Genomic DNA, 20,448 nt, shown 5'->3' with positions numbered 1-20,448 from the left:
GATATTATTATCCGAAATGATTTAAAGAATTCTCATTCGGACAGTATCAATTTGCCGTCCTCGCGCGAACACTTCAAGCCCAATGCATAGCAGATCAATTCAGCAACCATTTCGGGAGAACTGTCCGAAAATTCAATAGTCAGTCTCCGTCGGTTTAAAGCTGGAGAGCCGACCTGTAACCGTAATGCGGAATTTTCATCATTCACCACCCGCAAAATATCTTCCAGACATTCATCCTTAAAACGTATATTTCTTGTATAACGTCCGGACTCGCCAGACTCCCGGGTATCACTCAGTTGCAACCGCTCTTCCTGCAATGTAACTGTCTTCCCGGCATCTACCAGTACACTGTGTCCTCCCTGCTTCATCGAAACCCTTACCCTGCCCCGTCGCACAGACAGGCAGAAAAGACCTTTTTCGTTACTGCGGACATTAAAAGCCGTACCCAACACTTCGATCCGCACTTTCTCTGTTTCGATCAGGAAAGTCTGTTCATATTTTCTGGTCACATTAAAAAAAGCTTCTCCACGGAGATTTACTTCCCGCTTATCCGCAGCAAAGTGTTCGGGATATTTCAGAGTACTTTGTTGTCCTAAATAGACAATAGAACCGTCTTCAAGAGTTGTAACCAAAGTAGATGCTTCGCGATTTTCCTGTATCACCAAATTCAAGCCGGTATGCCTGTTTCCCGGTGCAATCCACAGAACCGATGCCAAGCAGACAGCCCCTATAAACACAGCCGCAGCCACCCTTCCCCATTTCAAGAAAAGCCTACGATGTATCGTCTCTTCTCCGGTGGCCGGAAGCAGATTATCTTGGTTCAAGCGGCTATATAAACGTTTCCACGCTACATCCGTCCTTGTACTATTTTTGTTCACTTCAATCATTTCGCTAAAATATAATTATCGATTTCTTTTCGTAAAGTACAGAGTGCTTTCGTCATCTCCGCCTCCACTGTCTTCACTGAAAGGGAGAGAGCCAGGGCAATCTCGGCATACTTTTTACCTTCCATACGATGCATCTCAAATATACGAAGCCGGCGTCCGGGGAGTTTGTCAAGCGTATGCCGAATCAGTGCCTGCAATTCTTCATACTCCAAATCCCGTTGGGGATCCGTTCCCTGCCCGAAAGTATCGGTAGCCAGTACGTATTCGCGATGCCGCTCTTCAACTTCTTTATGGCGGCAATACTGAAGCGCTTCATTGCACACTGCTTTGTACAGATAACTTTTAATTGACCGGAATATCTGTAATTTTTCCCGATCCTTCCAAAATAGATAGAATAGTTCTCCTACTATCTCCTCTGCCGTCTCCATTTCACCCGTAATGCCTGCTGCATACCAGCAAAGAGGAGAATAATAACGTCTGAAAACATTCTCAAACGCTTTTATATCACCCTCTTTTATCTTAGCCAGTATGAACAGTTCATTCAGCATATACCGGAATTATTGTATTGGTATCAAATATAAGAAAAACTATCTGAAATCTAATGAGATTGCTTCTTCAATTTATCTACGGCATGTTCTAAAGACTCGGTAGGTTCAATAATATTATACTCTTTCCAGAAGTCTTCATTCCAATATTCGTTTACCAGGTCATAAAACACCTGTTTCTCTTTAAAAGCATTCTTATTGGAAATAGCCGTAAAGCCATCCTCTTGCCGGTCCGTCACCACCATTTCGGAAAATACCGTATAGCCGGAAGAGAACAGGCGTTTTTTCCAGTCGCACTTGAAGCGAATCGTATTCCAAATATAATTCAAATAGGTCTTTCCGTTCTGTTCCTTATAAGTCACCAGATAAGAAACCTCTTGTGGTTTGAACCGTAGCCCAAGAGGTTTCCGATGGAGAATAGCTTCTACGGCTTTCGTCTTATTCCGCATATCCAATGAAAACTCCGCACGAGTGAACGACAGCTTTTCAAAGTCAATATAAAATTTCCCGTAAAACAAAGCATACATTAAATTGACTCTTGGATGGAAGCTGACCACATAGTGCATACGGTTATCGAAATTCACCGGCTCTTCAAAGTAAAAATCGTAGAAATCTAAATCTCCTGTACTCAATAGTGCATTCTGGTTCTTCACTACATCAAGATAGATTGACAAACTGGGACCACCCACCACTTTTACAGCAAGCGTATCACTCGTCTTTTGACTCAACAGGCGTCGTCCTTTTTGGAGTTGTACCCGGTCATTAGCCGCTTCCCGGGTGGCATAGCTCGTTTTGTATACATCGATCACGGCTTCCGACACACTGATATAGCGACGCCTTTTTTGTACCGTCTCCCTATAAAATGCCGTGAGCATATTCGGACCCGATGAATAATTCACCGGTATTTTTCTGATAGCCTCTTCTACAATGGCACGCCCGTTATTGCCAAAAATCACAATTTCACTCAACAGATTAGGAGCCGGTATCATCCAGATAGTCAGATCGGATAAATCTTTGTTCCCCTTCAGAGAAATCTGGGTATTCAAATATCCGATGTGAGATACTTCCAACCCCCAGGCGCTTTCTGCATCCTTTATCTTCAAGGCAAACACTCCATCCGAATTCGTAACAGTACCTATATTCGTACCGGGAACAGATACATTTACATTTTCCAACTTTTTCTTATTTTCCTTATCTTTCACAACTCCTGTAACGGTGAAGTAATTTTCCACTTCTTCCTGTGCTTGCAAGGGAGTAATACCCAGTATCCCCCAAAGCATCAACCAACCGATTGCTATTCCAACTCGCTTTTTCATCTCCGTATAGTTTAAAAGGTGAATAATTCTTGTTTCTACCTATAAGATGGTTTGGAATTGGAAAACCCTATCAATATTTGGTAAAAAAGAAAATAAATAAAGGAAAGATTTTTATTCATAAGCAAGTTAATGTAAACACATAAAAATCATAAGAAAACAGTAATTTTAACAGAATATATGATTTTATCCTTACCTTTGTGTACATTGAGTTATCATACTCGAACAACAATCAAGAAAACCATACAGATACATAACAAGTTCAAATTATAAAACAACTTATTATATTGAAATATGTCAATATGGAGCAGACTCATAGGAATCAAGAAAACTGAGGACACAAACAATGTCATCGGTAATAAAACCACATCTGTACCATACGATACCTCACACTATAACTATACTATAATAGATATTGAGGTTAGTTTGAAGGAACATAAGATCCATGACATTGGAGCACTTCGCTACGATGGCGCCGCCTATCATAAAGCTTCGAAAGAAGAATTATTTGAATTTATTAATGAGACAGACTATATCTGCGGCCACAACATTATTCATCATGATGCTAAGTATCTGTTCGCAAACAAAACATGCCGTTGGATTTTAGTCGATACACTTTATGTATCACCTTTATTATTTCCGGAACGTCCTTACCATAGGCTTGTGAAAGATGACAAACTGACAAGCGAACAAATAAACAATCCGGTGAACGACTGCGAAAAAGCGAAAGCACTACTATTAGACGAAATAGCGCGCTGGCACTCATTGCCGAACGAAAAGCGCAGGCTATTTGCATCGCTGCTGAAAGATAAGAAAGAATTTAAGGGGTTCCTGAGTATGGTGGATGCGGAATATACCAATGAAGGAATACCTGAACTTATAAAAAAACTTTATGCAGGAAAGATTTGCCAACATGCCGACCTTGACATGCTTATCGAACAATATCCATGCGGATTGGCATATGCTTTGGCTTTGATTGATACTACCGATTATCGTTCCATCACTCCCGGATGGGTACTTCACAATTATCCGGAAGTGGAATTTATTGTAAAACTCCTACGTCACACCAGTTGCCAGAAAGGCTGTAACTATTGCAATACGCAATTAGATGTGCACCATAACTTAAAAGCATTTTTCGGATATGAACAATTCCGGACCTATGAAGGTGAACCACTACAGGAACAAGCAACTCAAGCTGCGGTAAAAGGCAAATCACTGCTGGCGATATTTCCTACCGGTGGAGGTAAATCGCTTACCTTCCAATTACCGGCACTAATGGCAGGACGTTCTGTACACGGACTTACGGTCGTCATCTCTCCCTTGCAGTCACTAATGAAAGACCAAGTAGACAACCTTGCCGACAGAGGCATTACAGACGCTGTAACCATAAATGGAATGTTAGATCCCATCACAAGAGCACTGTCAATACAAAGAGTACAGGACGGAGAAGCCTCACTTTTGTATATATCTCCCGAAATGCTTCGCTCAAAAACTATTGAAAAGATATTGACAGCACGCCACGTTGTAAGGTTTGTGATAGACGAAGCACATTGCTTTTCTTCATGGGGGCAGGATTTCAGAGTTGACTATCTCTACATAGGCAAATTCATCCGAGAATACCAGCAAAAGAAAAAATGTAAAAATCCAATACCCATATCCTGCTTTACAGCTACAGCAAAACAGAAGGTAATACAAGACATCTGCGACTATTTCAAACAAACATTGAATTTAGAGTTAGAATTATTCGCATCAACGGCCTCAAGAACAAATCTGCGTTATTCTGTCATACATGCCGATAGTGACAATGACAAATATTTGAAACTAAGAGAGCTTGTGGCTGAATCCAATTGTCCGACAATTGTTTACGTATCACGTACCAAACGAACGAAAGAACTGGCAGCCAAATTGACCCGCGACGGTTATAAGGCACTACCTTTCAATGGTAAAATGGAAGCTGAGGAAAAAATTGCCAACCAAGACGCATTCATGAATGACCAAGTACACATTATCGTGGCTACGTCTGCATTCGGTATGGGAGTCGATAAAAAAGATGTTGGTCTTGTAGTACATTATGATATTTCTGATTCGTTGGAAAACTATGTTCAAGAAGCAGGCAGAGCCGGTCGTGATCCTAATCTCAGCGCACGTTGTTATGTGCTTTATAGTGACAATGATTTGGACAAGCATTTTATACTACTGAACCAGACAAAACTAAGTATCAGTGAAATACAACAAATATGGAAAGCGATAAAAGATCTTACCAGACAACGCATGAAAGTCAGTTGTTCTGCATTGGAAATTGCCCGGAAAGCCGGATGGGATGATTCGGTATCTGATATTGAAACCCGTGTACGAACAGCATTAGCAGCTTTGGAACAAAATGGATATTTGGTAAGAGGAAACAATGTACCTCATGTATATGCTACAGGTATCACTGTAAAGAATATGGATGAAGCAAGAAAACGCATATCAGCATCGCTGCTCTTTGACAGTGACGAAATAGAAAAGGCAGTCCGAATCATCAAATCATTGATATCTCAAAAACACATTGCCAAAGCCCAAAATCCAGAAGCAGAATCACGAATTGATTATCTGGCAGATATATTGGGGCTAAGTAAAAAAGAAGTAATATCCGTAGTAGAACGAATGCGACAAGAAGGTATATTGGCAGACAGTAAAGATATATCTGCCTACTTGCTGGATGCAGGTGACTCAGAACGAAAATCACAAACACTTCTCGAACGTTTTGCCAAACTTGAGCAATACATCCTCAACCATATTCCTGACGAGTCTTTACGAATATCATGCAAGCAACTGAATGACAATGCAGTAAATGACGGAATCAATACATCCAAAGAAAAAGATATTCGGACACTACTCTATTTCCTCACCATCAAAGGCTATACTCGTAAAAAAGAGGATGCTGCCCGCAATATAGAAATAAGTCGTCAGGCAAACTTGGAATCAACCATCAAACGTTTTGAAAAACGATTGGAAATAAGTCGTTTCACCATAGAATGGTTGTACAGAATCGCCTCTGATACGGTAAAGGAGAATTCATCAAACAAGGCCATCCAATTCTCCGTAGTAGAACTTCTGAATCAAATAAAATCAAGCCCCCAATCCCTTTTCGGCACACTTGATGACATTCAGTTAGAAGATGTGGAAGAAGCACTTCTGTACTTATCAAAAATCGGTGCACTAAAACTTGAAGGTGGATTTCTGGTTCTTTATAACGCCATGAATATCCAGAGAATAAAAGACAATAAATCGAGATACAAGCAAGACGATTACCGGATGCTCAATGAATTCTACAAGCAGAAGATTCAACAAGTACATATTGTAGGCGAATATGCCAATCTGATGGTGAAGAATTACGACGCAGCCTTACAATACGTTCAAGACTATTTCCAGATGGATTACAGGAAGTTTGTCACAAAATATTTCAAAGGGGACAGAGTTAGTGAGATACAACGTAACCTGACACCACGGAAATACGAGCAATTGTTCGGGCAACTGTCCAAACGTCAAATGGAGATTATTTCCGATAAGGATTCGCGTTGCATTGTGGTTGCAGCCGGGCCGGGCAGCGGGAAAACACGAGTATTGGTCCACAAACTTGCCTCACTTCTGCTACTTGAAGACGTAAAACACGAACAGCTCCTGATGCTGACATTCTCAAGGGCAGCCGCTACGGAATTCAAACAAAGACTCATGGAGTTAATAGGCAATGCTGCCCATTTTGTTGAAATAAAAACCTTCCACTCCTATTGCTTCGACCTTCTGGGACGGATAGGAAATCTTGAAGATGCAAAAAATGTCGTTTCAAAAGCAGCCGAGATGATTGCCCAAGGGGAAGTAGAGCCAAACAAAATTGGCAAGACGGTGCTGGTCATAGACGAAGCTCAAGATATGGGAGTTGAAGAACATGCGCTTGTTAAGGCTCTGATGACCAACAATGAAGAAATGCGTGTGATAGCAGTGGGAGACGATGACCAAAACATCTATGAATTCCGTGGTTCCGATTCAAGCTATATGTACCGACTGACACAAGAAAGTGGAAGCACATTTGTCGAGATGACCGAGAATTACCGCAGTGCGCGCCATCCGGTGGATTTTGCCAACGGGTTCTTGAAAGCTATCGATAAAAGAATAAAAAGTGCGCCAATCATCTCCATGAGAAAAGAAGAAGGTTGGGTAGAAGTGACACGCCATCAATCAAAGTATATGTATCAGCCACTCGTCGAAAACTTGCTTCAACATAGGGATAAAGGCACTTCGTGTGTACTGACCCAAACAAACGAAGAAGCTGTCATCCTGGTGGCTCTTTTGCGAGAACATGGCATAAACTGTAAATTAATACAGTCAATGGACGGTTTACGCTTCTGGAATATGGCCGAGATGAGGTATTTCTTAAGATATATAGACAAACGAGTAAAAACGCCACTAATTACAGAAGAACTATGGGAGGAAACCAAGCATGTAACCTTTTCCACTTATGACAGGAGTCTAAGTTTGATGTATGTGAAGCGTTGTATAGAACAGTTTGAACAAACCAATAAGGTGAAATACCTGAGTGACTTCAAAGAATTTATATTTGAATCGTCAGTGGAAGACTTCTGCGATGTTTCAGGAGCCGATGTTGTAGTGTCGACCATTCATAAAGCCAAAGGCAGAGAATTTGACGATGTGTATATGCTCATATCCGATAATTATTCAAAAGACGCCCATCTGATGCGCCGGTATTATGTAGGAATAACTCGTACGAAAAACCGGCTGTTTGTACATACGAACGGAGATTGTTTTAATCGTTTAAATACAGACCGATATTTTGTCGACCAACGACAGTATGACATGCCCAAAGATGTTGTTCTGCAACTTTCTCACAAAGATGTCTATTTGGGATTTTTCAAAGAACGGAAGCAAGAAGTCTTAGCATTGAGAGGAGGGGATTCTTTGACTTACAATAATTTCTTTTTGTATAGTTCGCTAACCAATAAGCCTGTAGCAAAGTTATCATTAAAAATGCAGGATACATTATCAGAATGGGAAGAAAGAGGTTATAAAGTAAAATCCGCATCTGTACGATTTGTTGTGGCATGGAAACCCAAAGATGCACAAAAAGACGAATCAGAAACAGCTGTTCTTTTAGCAGATTTGATTCTTTCTTCATAAGTTAAGATACATGAAATTGCTACAATCACTACCTTTTGATGATATGAAATAATTAGTTATCAACGATGGCATTGATGATACGTACAAGATCATTTCCCGTAATATTTTCATTAATTCTTTGAGGAAATGGTACTGCTTGGTTGGGGTATGTAAGGACGAAAATGTAACTTTGCCATAAAGAACAACTTATATACCTAAAGCTATATCTTTAGGCAATGACAAAGCCTTGGCTTGAGAAAGTCTGGTCTTGGTGCATAAAAAAGGAGATGTGCCGTTGCACGGCACACCTCCTTTTATTTTTATATCTGTTCTTAATCTATCGATAATTATCGACCTTACTTCACTTCCTCAAAATCAACATGATATATCTATCAGCGACTTGCGTACACGTGTTGCAAATATAACGCAAACCCGAAAATAAGCATCCATAAGCAACCACAGCTCTCGACTGCAAAGGTACGGATTTATTTAATAAAAATCGTGATATAAACGCATAATAATCAAAAGTATGGCACGAATTTAATAAAATCTCCACTTTTATCTTTACCTTTGTATATGATATTGGGATATTATACCCGAACAACGACAAGGAAACAATGCAGATAAATAACAATACATTGATAGCAGAATGCTCGGCTTACGATTTCAAGGAAATGTTGGAGCGTAAGAAAGTGAAGTCGTGGCTTAAATCCGTATCGGCTTTTGCCAATACGGACGGTGGCAGCTTGTTCTATGGAGTGAACGATGACGGAGTGATTGTAGGTTTGGAGAATCCGCAATCCGATGCGGACTTTATCAGCGAAACAATCAAGGCAAGGCTTGACCCTGTGCCGGAAATACAACTTATTCCAATTGAACACGAAGGACACTCTTTACTTGAAGTGAAAGTAAAGGCAGGAACGCTGACACCTTATTATTACTACCAAGACGGGACACGTACAGCTTACGTAAGAATCGGCAATAAAAGTGTAGAGTGTAATTCGCAACAATTACTTTCGTTGGTATTAAAAGGCACGCACATGACTTGGGATTCACTGCCTACCCAAGTGGATGCTGGCAAACACTCTTTCATCATCCTTGCCAATACCTTCCGCGAGCAAACTCATCAGGAATGGAACGATAAATATCTGGAATCATTCGGACTGGTAACCCCTGACGGCAAACTGACCAATGCCGGATTGCTGTTTGTGGATAACTGTACCGTATTCCAATCGCGTATTTTCTGTACCCGTTGGACCGGACTTTATAAAGATGATGCCATCAGTTCCGTGGAACATCGGGCTAACCTTGTATTGCTCTTAAAATATGGCATGGACTTCATTAAGAACTACACAATGAGCGGCTGGGTGAAGATGCCTAACTACCGTCTGAACCTCCCCGACTATTCCGACCGCGCCATCTTTGAAGGATTGGTAAACCACCTTATCCATCGGGATTATACCGTGATGGGCGGTGAAGTACATATCGATATTTACGATGACCGTGTAGAACTGGTATCACCTGGTGCAATGCTTGACGGTACGCAGATTCAAGACCGAGATATATACAAAGTGCCATCCATGCGCCGTAACCCCGTCATTGCGGATGTGTTCACACAGTTGGACTATATGGAGAAACGTGGCTCCGGTTTACGCAAAATGCGGGAGCTTACGGAAAAACTACCCAATTTCCTGCAAGGAAAAGAACCGCAATATCAAACGGAAGCGACCTCTTTCTACACCACGTTCTACAATCTGAACTGGAACGAAAACGGAAGAATACCTGTGGAAGAAGTTGCCAACAGGGTAAATAATACCCTCGAAAAGTACCCTGTAAACGAAGAAAGTTCGGTCGAAAAGTTCGGTGTAAACACAAAAGAGTTCGGTGTAAATGAAGAAAGTTCGGCCGAAAAGTTCGGTGTAAATGCGGATAAGTTCGGAGATACATCGGAAGTACAGAAGAAAGTCAGCAAAACTGCACAAAAGATAATCGACCTCGTTATTTCAGATCCTTCAATCACAGCTGATAATATGGCCAACAAGATTGGTGTAACTAAACGCGCTATAGAGAAAAATATCAAGAGCCTTAGGGGTATGGGAATTTTGGTTCACGAAGGTTCAGACAAGGCTGGTTATTGGCGCATTATTGTTAAACCATAAACAGAACAACAAACCTATGGAAACCTCTTTCATACCACTCTGTGCAATAATAGCCGTTTTGATTATTGCCTTTTTGTTTGCCTCCTTACCACAGGTAAACCATAAAACACGATACAAAGTGCTTTATGCAATAGCCATCATCATGCTATTAGCTGTCATCCCTATTAGTGAGTATATGGCTGGTGACACACAAAACTCAAGTAACAATTATCTGCTTGTCCTAATATTCGATATTGCAGTAGGATATTTCTGTATGTACATTGCTGCTTTGCTGAAATTCAATGTTCTTAAACGAAAGAACCAAGTATTGGAAAACGCCTTGACAGAAAAGCAACAAGAAAATGTAGCAATTCTATTGGAACATCAGAATGAAAAGCAGCAAGCACTTCAGCAAAGAGAACTTGAATGGTTAGCAGATAAAATCACGATGTTCACTGAGGAAGAGCAGAAAGCTATTCTTGCCAGTGCTTGCGCATTTGCAGAACACGGTTTGATAATCACTCCCTCAATAACCATTCAGCTAAAAGATACATGTAGTCAGCAAGATCTTATGTATTTTGTTTGTTCTACTTTTTTCAACATGGGCAAGAAGCGTAGTGATATTGTAAGTTTTTTATCCCAGACCTTTCCGCTTTACTTTCCTGCCGGAGAAAGTGTATTGGCTAAAAAGATGCCAGGAGTTGAAAAGCTAAAGGAAATGAGAGAGAAGGAAAATAAATCTAAGTAGGGATATTCAGTAAATGTCCCTAAAAATAAAATGGTATATGAATATGATAGATTCTAATCATCCCATATGCTATTTTTGTAAACGGTATAAGTCTGCATAAACATTAGGGCTGGATGCTCACGCTGATAACACCTAGCATAATAAACACTTGCCTTTGTTGAGTGTTCTGTCCTTTCAATGATGTTCCTCTATTTGTTCTCTTGTCATAATCCAATGTTTTATCCCATGTAAATAAAATCGTCTTGACTATAAGTTTTGTTGAAAATAATCCATCTACCTCCTCTGTTACTGTGCATGAATATATGATATGGCATTATCACAAATAACCACACAAGTGTCAACAAGACCGTAACGATAGCCTTGTTTACAATCTTTCCAACGGAGTTGATATGTGCAAAAATCTTTTTCATCAGAATAATGTGTAAATGAATGGTGCTATTGCAGTATCTGCAAAGATTACGAATAGCCCAATTATCAACAGCAACAGAATGATTGGTGCAAGCCACCATTTCCGTTGTGAGTATATGTATATAAATAGTTCCTTTATTAAATCCATATCACTTCTTTATCAAATTATTACCTATTACCAAAGCATCCAAACCAGAGTTTAAGTAAGTCCTAATTGCATCTTCCGGAGTGCATACTATAGGTTCACCCATGACATTGAAACTTGTGTTCAGTAACATCGGGCATTCTGTTTTTTCATAGAATGCTTCAAGCAATTTATATAGCTTGTTATTATATTCTCTATGTAGAATCTGAGTTCTTGCACTCATATCTTCATGAGTAACTGCATCAAATCCCTTTTTCTTCATTGTGTAGGTGAACATCATGTGTTCGCTTTCTGTTCCGTGTAGTTCCATTATCTCATCTGCATACTTATCCAGTACTACAGGTGCAAACGGACGGAACTCTTCACGAAATTTAATCTTGGAGTTGATCTTGTCTTTCATCTCTGTATTCCTCGGATCTGCAAGAATGCTTCTGTTACCCAAAGCTCGTGGTCCAAACTCCATTCTGCCTTGGTACCAACCGACGACTTTTCCTTCATGCAACAGTTCTGTTACTTTGTCACACAATTCTGCATCTTTAAGATGCTTGTATATCAATCCGTTATATTCAATTGCTGCCACGATACGATTATCATCATACTCAGGACCTATGAATGAAGTATCCTCAATCTTACCATTCATCAATGATGAGCAAACTAATGCTGCACCAATAGCACATCCAGAATCATCAGGAGCATAAGGCACATATATATTGTCAAACAAGTGAGTCTTTAGTAATACACCATTGGCAGCACAATTCATAGCGCAACCGCCTGAGATACATAGATTTGTCTTACCCACTATGTTCTTTACAGTAACTGCTAACTTACAGAAAATCTCTTCCGTAATTAACTGTATTGCCAAAGCAAGGTTCTTGTGAGATATGGTAATTTCTTCTCCAACATTTCGTTTACTGAGACCAAATAACCTTTCCCACTTCTTGTCATTGACCATCTTATCGGAATACATGAAAGAGAAGTACTTTGTATTGAGCACAATACCTCCATCCTCATGAATCTCTGCAAGATTATCCTTGATTATACTGACAAAGCGATTTGTTTCTTCCGAATTCTTGTTGCCGTATGGTGCTAATCCCATGACCTTGTATTCATCAGAGTTCACTTTGAATCCCAAAAAATACGTAAAGGCAGAATACAATAGTCCTATGGAGTTTGGATAAATTTGCTGTTGAATCAAAGTAATTTTATCGTTAGACACACTATAAATAGATGTTGTAGAATCCTCACCAACCGCATCCAATACCAGTATTGCAGCATCCTGATATGGTGATAGGAAATATGCGTTAGCTGCATGTGCGAGATGATGATCAACAAATCGAATGTCAGCCTTAACACGACTATAGACTTCTTTCAATTCTTTCTTTATGGTCTTTCGCATATTCAGTCGTTCTTTGAGCCATATAGGAACAGACTTCAAGAAACGATCATAACTTTTGGGAGCATAAACAATACTATCCTTAATGATGCGTTCGAACTTCCTGAATGGTTTCTCGTAGAAAGTAATAATATCCACATCATCTAATGATATTCCTGCGTATTCCATACAAAACTGAATAGCCAAAATCGGGAACCTGTTATCATGTTTCTTTCTGCTGAAACGTTCCTCCAACGCTCCAGCTACGATTTTTCCATTCACTATTAGTGCAGCAGACGAATCATGATAATATGCAGTTATTCCCAATACGACCATCAGAACTTCATATAAAAGAAATTTATACTTGGATTATTTGCCAATAAGATGTCAAGCACAAAAATTATACTTGTTATTGGAACTTCTTTCAAAATATAGCGATCCGAATCCTTGTGTCTGAATATGATATCCTTGGTAGAACTTCTGTCAGCAAACCATAATGCACACAAAGAAACAAATACTCCAACCACAATAGAATTGTCTATAGGTTGATATTCCGTAACCTTTATAAGACGAAACACAAAATCTTCAATCTCATTAACATCAAACAATTGCCATAGAAGGGTGCAAACCAGAAAGACGAAAGCCCCATAGTATCTATTGCCCTTGATATTAAGGTTTCGTTCCGTTATTAAAAGTATCGCATGAGTTATTCCCCATACGATAAACGGGATAGACAAGTCATGCCATATTGCACTAATAACAAAAACCAATAAGATATTCAATATCCATTGCCTTGCTGATATTCTGTTGCCACCTAAAGGGATGTAAATGTAATCTCTCAACCAAGTTCCTAATGTGATATTCCATCTCTTCCAGAAATCTCGAAATGTCCTGCTACAATATGGTGAATTAAAGTTCTCTGGAAGATCTATACCTAACAATTTACCAAATGCAACGGCAAAAATAGAATACGCATAGAAATCAAAGAAGAAAGCCACTCCATAACATAAGATGCTGCATACCTCATTCAATCCATCATAGTCGTCATTGCATAGGATATATAATCTGTCTGCAATGACAAATTTATAGAAACACGCAAAGATGCACATCTTGATTGGAAGATAAAGTTTCTTCAATGTAGGTTTCTTCTTCCCTCTCAGTTGTCTAACAAAATCATCGGCTCTATCAATCGGGCCTGCAAATATCTTTGGAAAGAAGAATAAGTAACAGAGAATTTCCAAAGCCGTATAATTCTTGTAATCACGATATTGGTTTATAATCAAAGATATTGCAGAAAATGCAAATACAGAATAACCCAAAGGAAGGATCAATCCCAACGGACTCTTCAACGTAAAGAATGCCGAAACGAGAACAGCGATATCAGTAATTACCACAGCTTTACTCAGGCTCTTTCCTATGAAATTGGAAGATAACACGATGATAACAGACATAACAAGAAACATCAAGACATACATCTTGACGAAGCAAGTCAATACACCTACACTTGACAACCATATTAATATCTGATATAGTTTTGTCATTTTTTTAGCTTTATATGGTAAATGCCATCATTGATGCCGAAGACACCTGCAAACCATAGATCATCATCAGAAATGCCAAAAGCAGGATCCCACTCATCACCGAGAGTATGTGTTATCTGTCGGCTTTGCTTCTGTTCCATGTCATAGATAAACAAATCCCAATTTGTATCCTTGTTTCCTGCATAAGCAATGTACTTCCCGGAAGGTGATACCGCAATATCCCAAATATCGTATGGATGCTTTAATACAACGCATTTCTTGCCTGTTGCTACGTCATAGCTTTTAATCACAAAGTGGCTATCTTGTGTTTCTTTCTGAATATAATAGATATGTCGATCATCATTCGAAAATACTGGTCGCCAACATTCTACACCATCTTCAAATTGCGTTTGTCTGCCTGTTGCGATATCATACAGTACAATGCTGGGAGTCGTGTGTTCCATTGTCCAGGAAGGAAAGGCTATCTTTGTCGCCGATTTATTGACACATGGAATAGCTCCCTTTGCTGGTTTCTTGTTAATAGCAACTTGATGTCCTTTAAAAAAGTCATAGAGAATAACATCTGTATTCAAAGACTCTTGTTCACCCTCTGTAAACACAAGGTATCTACCATCATTTGAAATCATAGGATGTACCAGTTCGCTAACACCTCGCCACAATTCCTCACGATAACCATTGTTCATATTCAATCTATTTATGGTATAATAGTGTTCTGTTTGAGACTGATACACCATAGTACCATCGGCATGAATCGTTGGATATCGCTCATGGTAATTACCCTCACTCAAATAGTCATACCCACCACTTATCGAGCTTAACTCTTTGACAATCCTCTCTGCTATAAGCTGGTGTCCAACTACATTCATGTGCTCATCATGTGTAAAGAATGGAAATGAGTTGGATTGCCTGAACTCTGTTGTCAAATCATAAAGTTCCACTCTAAGAGCATTCGCTATCGATTGGCATAATTTATTTGGAATAGAAAGATCAATCTCTTCTTTGCTTATATTGTACTCATCCAAAACCTCCTTCAACAATTCTGGCGAAATCTGTTCTTTTGAAGGAATAAAGATAAGTACCAACTTACCACCAATAGATTCAACTTCTTTTTTGAATTCAGAGATACTTTCCTTGAAAGCCCTCTTGTCGACTTCCTTGTAATCAGACGTTTGTTTGAAAAAGATATTGTTGTCGATATTATCTTCCTTGTTAGGAAAGAATGGTTCCGTCCATCTGCCCAATGGCAACTCATCGCTATTGGCTATGTTATATTCGAAGTAGCGATATAGTGCCGACCACTCCATGATGTAATCCTGTAAGGATGGCTGATGTTCTCTGATATTCATAAAGTCGTTAAAAGCTCCTATCTGGAGGAACACAACTTTGGGAGACAACTTTTTGCCCTTGTCTTTGAAATAATTCAACTCATCATAAAGACCAGCCCCGCTTATACCAGCATTAACTATGACTTTATCGGGGAAGTCTTTGTAAATCAAAGAGCTGAACAACTGATTGTATTCTACCTGAGCACCTTGTGTATATGAATCTCCGATAAACAGCCAATCACATTTTTCAATCTTCTGATCCTGTGAGGATAAATCATCAACCCTATATCCTTGACAATTTGTCTTGTATCGTGTTATAAATTCAGGGTCATTGAACTGTTGGTCGAGATAAGGTTTATTGAAATAGTATTTCCCATGCAGTTCATACAGGTTCGGTATCTCTTTATATGCATACACCATCGTGAAAATCACCTCTGCATGAAAGAGTATGCTCGCAATAGCTGCAAGGTTGAATGCCCAAACTTTCAACCTCAAACTACGAACTCTCGAAATGGCTAAACCAATGCTCACGATAGTTATAGGCAATAAAAAAGCAATGACCATACTCTGGTAGTATTGCCATAAAACTATTGGATTCCACAATAGCAGTAGCACCAATAGGAGGTTTATTACTTTCAGTCGCTTTCGAGTCATTCTACATTAAAGATGAAATCTGTGACTTAATCTGATTCTCAAATACTGTTTTCTCAATGCATTCCAGTTTGGATGTGGTTTTCAGTACTTTTAAGTTAGAGACATTGGGCCATGCCATAATATCTAACAGAGGATCTAATGTTGAGAGATGCAGTGTGGCAAACTTATTTCTGTTAAATTCTAACCAACAGATGCCTTCTGCCTTTCTCGCTGTATATAGAGCTATTCTACAGGTTTGTATGTTCGGAGTGATATTGAACACATTACATGCTATATAATACATGAGCGACAAACAGGTGTAGGCATAATCCCGTTGAACATCACCTTGTGTTTTTGCGCGAATAGATAGCTTACCCGTTGTCTTCAGAGTTGCTTTTTTCATTGGCATCTTCAACGAAGGATCTTCAGTCAGCTCTATGCTTACGTCAATACTCTTAGTCGCCTGATTGTATTTGTAATCCAACTCAATGATGAAAGGCACTATCAATGTATTAGAGAATGAGTGAAAGGCATCATCAACTATATGACTCTCGCCATCAATGATTTCTTGTTGCGCTCTTACACTCGCATCATATACCTTCTTGAAAGAAGCATTGGCTCTATCTGCTTGAGCTTTTTCAATAAGATTGAACAACTTCAGAATCTCATCCCATGCGTCCATACGTTGTTTCTTCACGCTCTCTAAGTTTGCCTTCACAAACTCAGATTCACTAACAGAAGAACTTTTGGGATTGTGAGCCAAATTTCTTGCTTCACTCATAACAAGCTCTTTTATTTCGTTGTCCGTAGGTTTCTTTATATCCAATGTCTTCCACTGGTATGTGCCTTGTGGTTTTACGTTCTGTTGAACAGAATACGATGAAACCAAACGTAATTTACTCTTCTTTTGTATTACAGTATAAGCATCCTGTACATCCTCATACATCTTGAGCATAATGTTGGTCATTTTCTGCTCTGTGGCCTTATGGGTAGAGCTTCGTTTTGCTGTTGACTCGCTTATATCGCCATAGACGGTAAAAAGGTATTCACCATCAGGAGTCAAACACAAGGTTACTCTTCCAGACTTGTAAGAGCTTGATACAGTGTATGTTTCCGAAAGTGAAACGATTGACTTTGGCGGTTTTGAATATATTCTGATTTTTCCCATTATTGTATCGCTTTTAATCCTTCGTATGGTTTTATTGATGTTGTGAACAATCCACAACACATTTCTTTCTTTTTACATTCTTGGCAGATGTCAGGATAGTCGTTCTTCCAATCTGATATGCTCCTTTGGGCGAAATCATGGAAACTATCGGGCAAGAGGCACAACGGTATGTTGTATATACACACATTGTAGCGCCATTCATCCAGAAAATTCAGTGCATTCAATAGATGTGCAATATAATCCTTCGGCTCAACCCAAATATTTTTAGAGTTCTTGATGGCATATCCTGTATATTCCATACCCATGAATGCTATCCATGCAACAAAGGGTAGATTCTTGTGGATAAATTCTGCCATAGGCAAGAACCTTCTGTAGTTAAGCTTATTCATTACTATTCTCAGTTCAATACACGCTCCTACAGATGCCAAGTTGTACAATCCTATTATGGTTTCCTCAAAAGCACCCTTTGCTCCTGCAATTATATCATGATCCTTATAAAAATCGGAATGTAAAGGTATGCCGAAGATGATACGTCCTTCACCAACTTCCATTAAGGTAGATGTGTAATCTGCATCTCTGAAATTGCGACCATTGCTAAGAATGTGAATATCGGTGTCAGGAAGTTGCTCACGAATATACATTATGAGAGAGATTAGCTTTTCGCCTAATAAAGTTGGCTCACCTCCTGTAATACCTATTATGGGTAAATCCTTGGGAGCGTTTTGTATGCGTAACAGGTTTTCTTCGTACAACCAATCAATGTCATCAACATTTATCGGTGGTTGACAGCACATCAAACAATGATTGTTACATTGTTCCGTACAGAACAAAGTATTGTCGTTAGATAATATGTCTAATGGTCTTTGTTTCATACCAACCAACTTTTGAATATCGGCATCACCTCATCATGACGCGTTACTATTAATTCTATAATGTACTCGATGATGGCCTTGTTCTTCCTGCATAACCATGAGTTTGGTCTGTAACCATACGTATCACCTTGGGTAGAATAGTTACGTACAGGATCAGCACCACAATACATTCGTATTGGACAATCAGAGCAACCTGCTATCGTCTCGTTACACCAAATCTTTCCCAATTCTCTTGCCTTCTGACCATAGACAATATCTTCATATTTGTCATCCACACTTCCCAAGCGGAAAGTGTAATCATTGAATTCTGCCAGCATACGTGACTCATCCGATGCATACACATAGCCATCATAATTATATACAAGGACAGAGTTTATGATGCCTGCCGGTGATTGCAAGTCAACAAAACCTGTACAGAAAGGTGTTAACATCTTTCGAAGAATAATAGCAGCAAACTCCTCAATGAAAAACTTTCCGTTAAGGTTAAGCTCTATAATGTGATTAAGGGCTTTCTTGTAGAAATCAATGAACTTGTCTGTATATACGTCCCAATCGGAATTATCTCTTGCAAGTCCGTAAGGATTTAATGCTCTTAGAAAGATGCTGTTAAAGCCTAATCTGTCGTATTCATCAACTATTTCATTTGGGTGAAGAACACCTTCTTCCGATGCAGTCATCAAAGCAGAGACTTGGTCATACCCTAATAATTCTCTTGCCTTTGTTATGCCGGCAACAACCTTCTCATAACTATCTTTCTTGCCTCTGTTTCTATTATGTAGCCATTCAGGACCATCAAGAGATGTAGAAATCAACACATGGTAGGTTTGACAAATATCCATTATCTCCTCTGTCAGATTTATGCTATTCGTACAGAGAACGTAATCTATCTTCCTTTTCTCAGTCTTGTTTGTTTCTTCTGCGCATTCTATGCCATATCTAATCAGCTTGGGCTCCAATGTAGGTTCTCCACCTTGAAACTCCATTGTAAGAAATGGAGAGCGAGACTTAAACATCAATTCCACAGCTTTGCCCATTGTATGAAAGCTCATAGAACAATGTTTGCTTACCTCATCTTGACTTGATGCTTGACAATATACACAATTCTGATTGCAACGAAGGGTTAGGACGAATATATGGAGTGCGGTAAAGTTGTCCAAAAAACCTTTCTTCTCCCTAAGTCTAGCGGCATAGACATTCATCAACGGGGAGAAATAATTGTTTGTTACAAAGAAATTGGCATAAAGGCTTTTGAATAACTCTTCTTCAATAGCTTCCTTGTTCGCTAAACGGCATGCGGTACCAATCGGAACGACAATCATGTCCCCTAATTCATTTATCAAAACCTCTTTATTCTTGATCCTGATAAAGTTAAATGGAAGTATGTGATACTTATTAATCGAAATCATTTTCGTCTAAATTGTCAAATTCGCCAAATGCCTTTGCATATAAAATTGTTTTAATGTCCCTGGTCTCTGTATTGATGATTTCCCTTAACTTAAAATCATTCATTTTATCCCAAAAATCGTTGACATCAAAATCATCGTCTGTTTTATGAATTATTGTAAGAATCTCGTAATTGTTGACAAAGGTTCTTGCTATACTAAATTTTTCAGACAATAGATATACAACTTTGGATATACAAGAGTCCGAATATATATTTCTATCTACTTTTATCTCCATAGGTTATAGAATTTTGGAAAGAACCTCACGAGTGCATACTCCATCTACAGTCATACCATACTTTGCCTGTATATTCCTTATGCATTGCTCCATTCTAAGATCAAAACATGTCATACCTTTGATTTTAGTCACGTGTTGTTTGTCGTATAGACCTTTAGAGTCCAAAATCGCAGCTAACATATCTATGTCAGCCCCATACATTCCTTTTAAGATAGCCCTGTCTCCCAACACCATTTCCATAGGTGACCTAAATGAAGTGCATCTGCTTCTTCTCCCTGAATAATGTGAACGGTGAGAATAATGAGAACGATGGCCAGCAATCAAAGTGAACTTACCATTTCCATTTAATTTTATGACGTTTTTTATAACAGATTTCTTCTTACTTGTAACTGCTTGTTCATCATCATTATTTCCTACAGTATACATATAATCGTTTGTGTCTTCTACATCATTTCCCGATATGGAAAATACAGATGCAACTAATAAAGACTTTATTATATTTGATGTTATTCTATTCAT

General features: G+C 39.1%; 15 protein-coding genes. 3 read left to right on the top strand and 12 right to left on the bottom strand.

Features of this window, described 5'->3' with window-relative positions; translation table 11 throughout:
- Nucleotides 1-32: 32 nt before the first annotated feature.
- The 3 genes from RB604_RS11000 to RB604_RS10990 are packed head-to-tail and all read right to left on the bottom strand — an operon-like array spanning nt 33 to nt 2,748.
- On the bottom strand, nt 33-887 hold the full coding sequence (locus RB604_RS11000) for a FecR family protein (protein ID WP_055295557.1): 855 nt from the start codon (nt 885-887) through the stop codon (nt 33-35).
- Nucleotides 884-1,435: an RNA polymerase sigma-70 factor gene (locus RB604_RS10995; protein WP_007478274.1), complete on the bottom strand. Its 552-nt coding sequence runs from the start codon at nt 1,433-1,435 to the stop codon at nt 884-886. The genes RB604_RS11000 and RB604_RS10995 overlap by 4 nt, the downstream gene beginning before the upstream one ends.
- Nucleotides 1,436-1,485: 50 nt before the next feature.
- On the bottom strand, nt 1,486-2,748 hold the full coding sequence (locus RB604_RS10990; RefSeq protein WP_005924317.1) for a carboxypeptidase-like regulatory domain-containing protein: 1,263 nt from the start codon (nt 2,746-2,748) through the stop codon (nt 1,486-1,488).
- A 291-nt stretch (nt 2,749-3,039) separates the two neighbouring features.
- Between RB604_RS10990 and RB604_RS10985 the strand changes: the two genes are divergently transcribed.
- The 3 genes from RB604_RS10985 to RB604_RS10975 all read left to right on the top strand — a co-directional run bounded on the left by RB604_RS10985 (nt 3,040) and on the right by RB604_RS10975 (nt 10,785).
- The gene (locus RB604_RS10985) at nt 3,040-7,920 is read left to right on the top strand and encodes a RecQ family ATP-dependent DNA helicase (protein ID WP_055295559.1); all 4,881 of its coding nucleotides are present in this window, start codon (nt 3,040-3,042) and stop codon (nt 7,918-7,920) included.
- A gap of 596 nt (nt 7,921-8,516) precedes the next feature.
- Nucleotides 8,517-10,058 (top strand): RNA-binding domain-containing protein, encoded by a 1,542-nt coding sequence (locus tag RB604_RS10980; protein ID WP_129649039.1) that lies wholly within the window; start codon nt 8,517-8,519, stop codon nt 10,056-10,058.
- Between the two features lie 16 nt (nt 10,059-10,074).
- A complete protein-coding gene (locus tag RB604_RS10975) occupies nt 10,075-10,785 on the top strand; it encodes a hypothetical protein (protein ID WP_129649036.1) in 711 nt (236 codons plus the stop codon).
- 409 nt (nt 10,786-11,194) lie between these two features.
- On the opposite strand, the gene RB604_RS10970 is transcribed toward RB604_RS10975, so the two are convergent.
- From RB604_RS10970 to RB604_RS10930, 9 genes are all read right to left on the bottom strand, one after another.
- Complete coding sequence (locus RB604_RS10970; protein ID WP_004290533.1) at nt 11,195-11,341, bottom strand: DUF5989 family protein; 147 nt, start codon at nt 11,339-11,341, stop codon at nt 11,195-11,197.
- 1 nt (nt 11,342) lies between these two features.
- Nucleotides 11,343-13,046: a carbamoyltransferase family protein gene (locus tag RB604_RS10965; RefSeq protein ID WP_129649033.1), complete on the bottom strand. Its 1,704-nt coding sequence runs from the start codon at nt 13,044-13,046 to the stop codon at nt 11,343-11,345.
- Nucleotides 13,046-14,251, bottom strand: a complete 1,206-nt coding sequence (locus RB604_RS10960) for an MBOAT family O-acyltransferase (RefSeq protein ID WP_129649030.1) — start codon at nt 14,249-14,251, stop codon at nt 13,046-13,048. The genes RB604_RS10965 and RB604_RS10960 overlap by 1 nt, the downstream gene beginning before the upstream one ends.
- Entirely contained in the window at nt 14,248-16,230 is a 1,983-nt protein-coding gene (locus RB604_RS10955; protein WP_129649027.1) for a GDSL-type esterase/lipase family protein, read from the bottom strand. Before RB604_RS10955 ends, RB604_RS10960 begins: the two co-directional genes overlap by 4 nt.
- Nucleotide 16,231: 1 nt before the next feature.
- Nucleotides 16,232-17,164, bottom strand: coding sequence for a hypothetical protein (locus tag RB604_RS10950; RefSeq protein WP_229104157.1), 933 nt, complete (start codon nt 17,162-17,164; stop codon nt 16,232-16,234).
- 212 nt (nt 17,165-17,376) lie between these two features.
- Nucleotides 17,377-18,249, bottom strand: coding sequence for a His-Xaa-Ser system radical SAM maturase HxsC (hxsC, locus tag RB604_RS10945; protein ID WP_129649021.1), 873 nt, complete (start codon nt 18,247-18,249; stop codon nt 17,377-17,379).
- The gene (gene hxsB / locus RB604_RS10940; RefSeq protein WP_129649018.1) at nt 18,246-19,655 is read right to left on the bottom strand and encodes a His-Xaa-Ser system radical SAM maturase HxsB; all 1,410 of its coding nucleotides are present in this window, start codon (nt 19,653-19,655) and stop codon (nt 18,246-18,248) included. The genes hxsC and hxsB overlap by 4 nt, the downstream gene beginning before the upstream one ends.
- Nucleotides 19,642-19,929: a His-Xaa-Ser system protein HxsD gene (gene hxsD, locus RB604_RS10935; protein ID WP_129649015.1), complete on the bottom strand. Its 288-nt coding sequence runs from the start codon at nt 19,927-19,929 to the stop codon at nt 19,642-19,644. Before hxsD ends, hxsB begins: the two co-directional genes overlap by 14 nt.
- Nucleotides 19,930-19,932: 3 nt before the next feature.
- A complete protein-coding gene (locus RB604_RS10930) occupies nt 19,933-20,448 on the bottom strand; it encodes a hypothetical protein (protein ID WP_129649012.1) in 516 nt (171 codons plus the stop codon).

This window comes from Bacteroides salyersiae (assembly GCF_031172035.1).
Lineage (GTDB): Bacteria > Bacteroidota > Bacteroidia > Bacteroidales > Bacteroidaceae > Bacteroides > Bacteroides salyersiae.
Note: the sequence above shows the minus strand (reverse complement) of the source record. Positions and strands in the feature narration are given on the sequence as shown.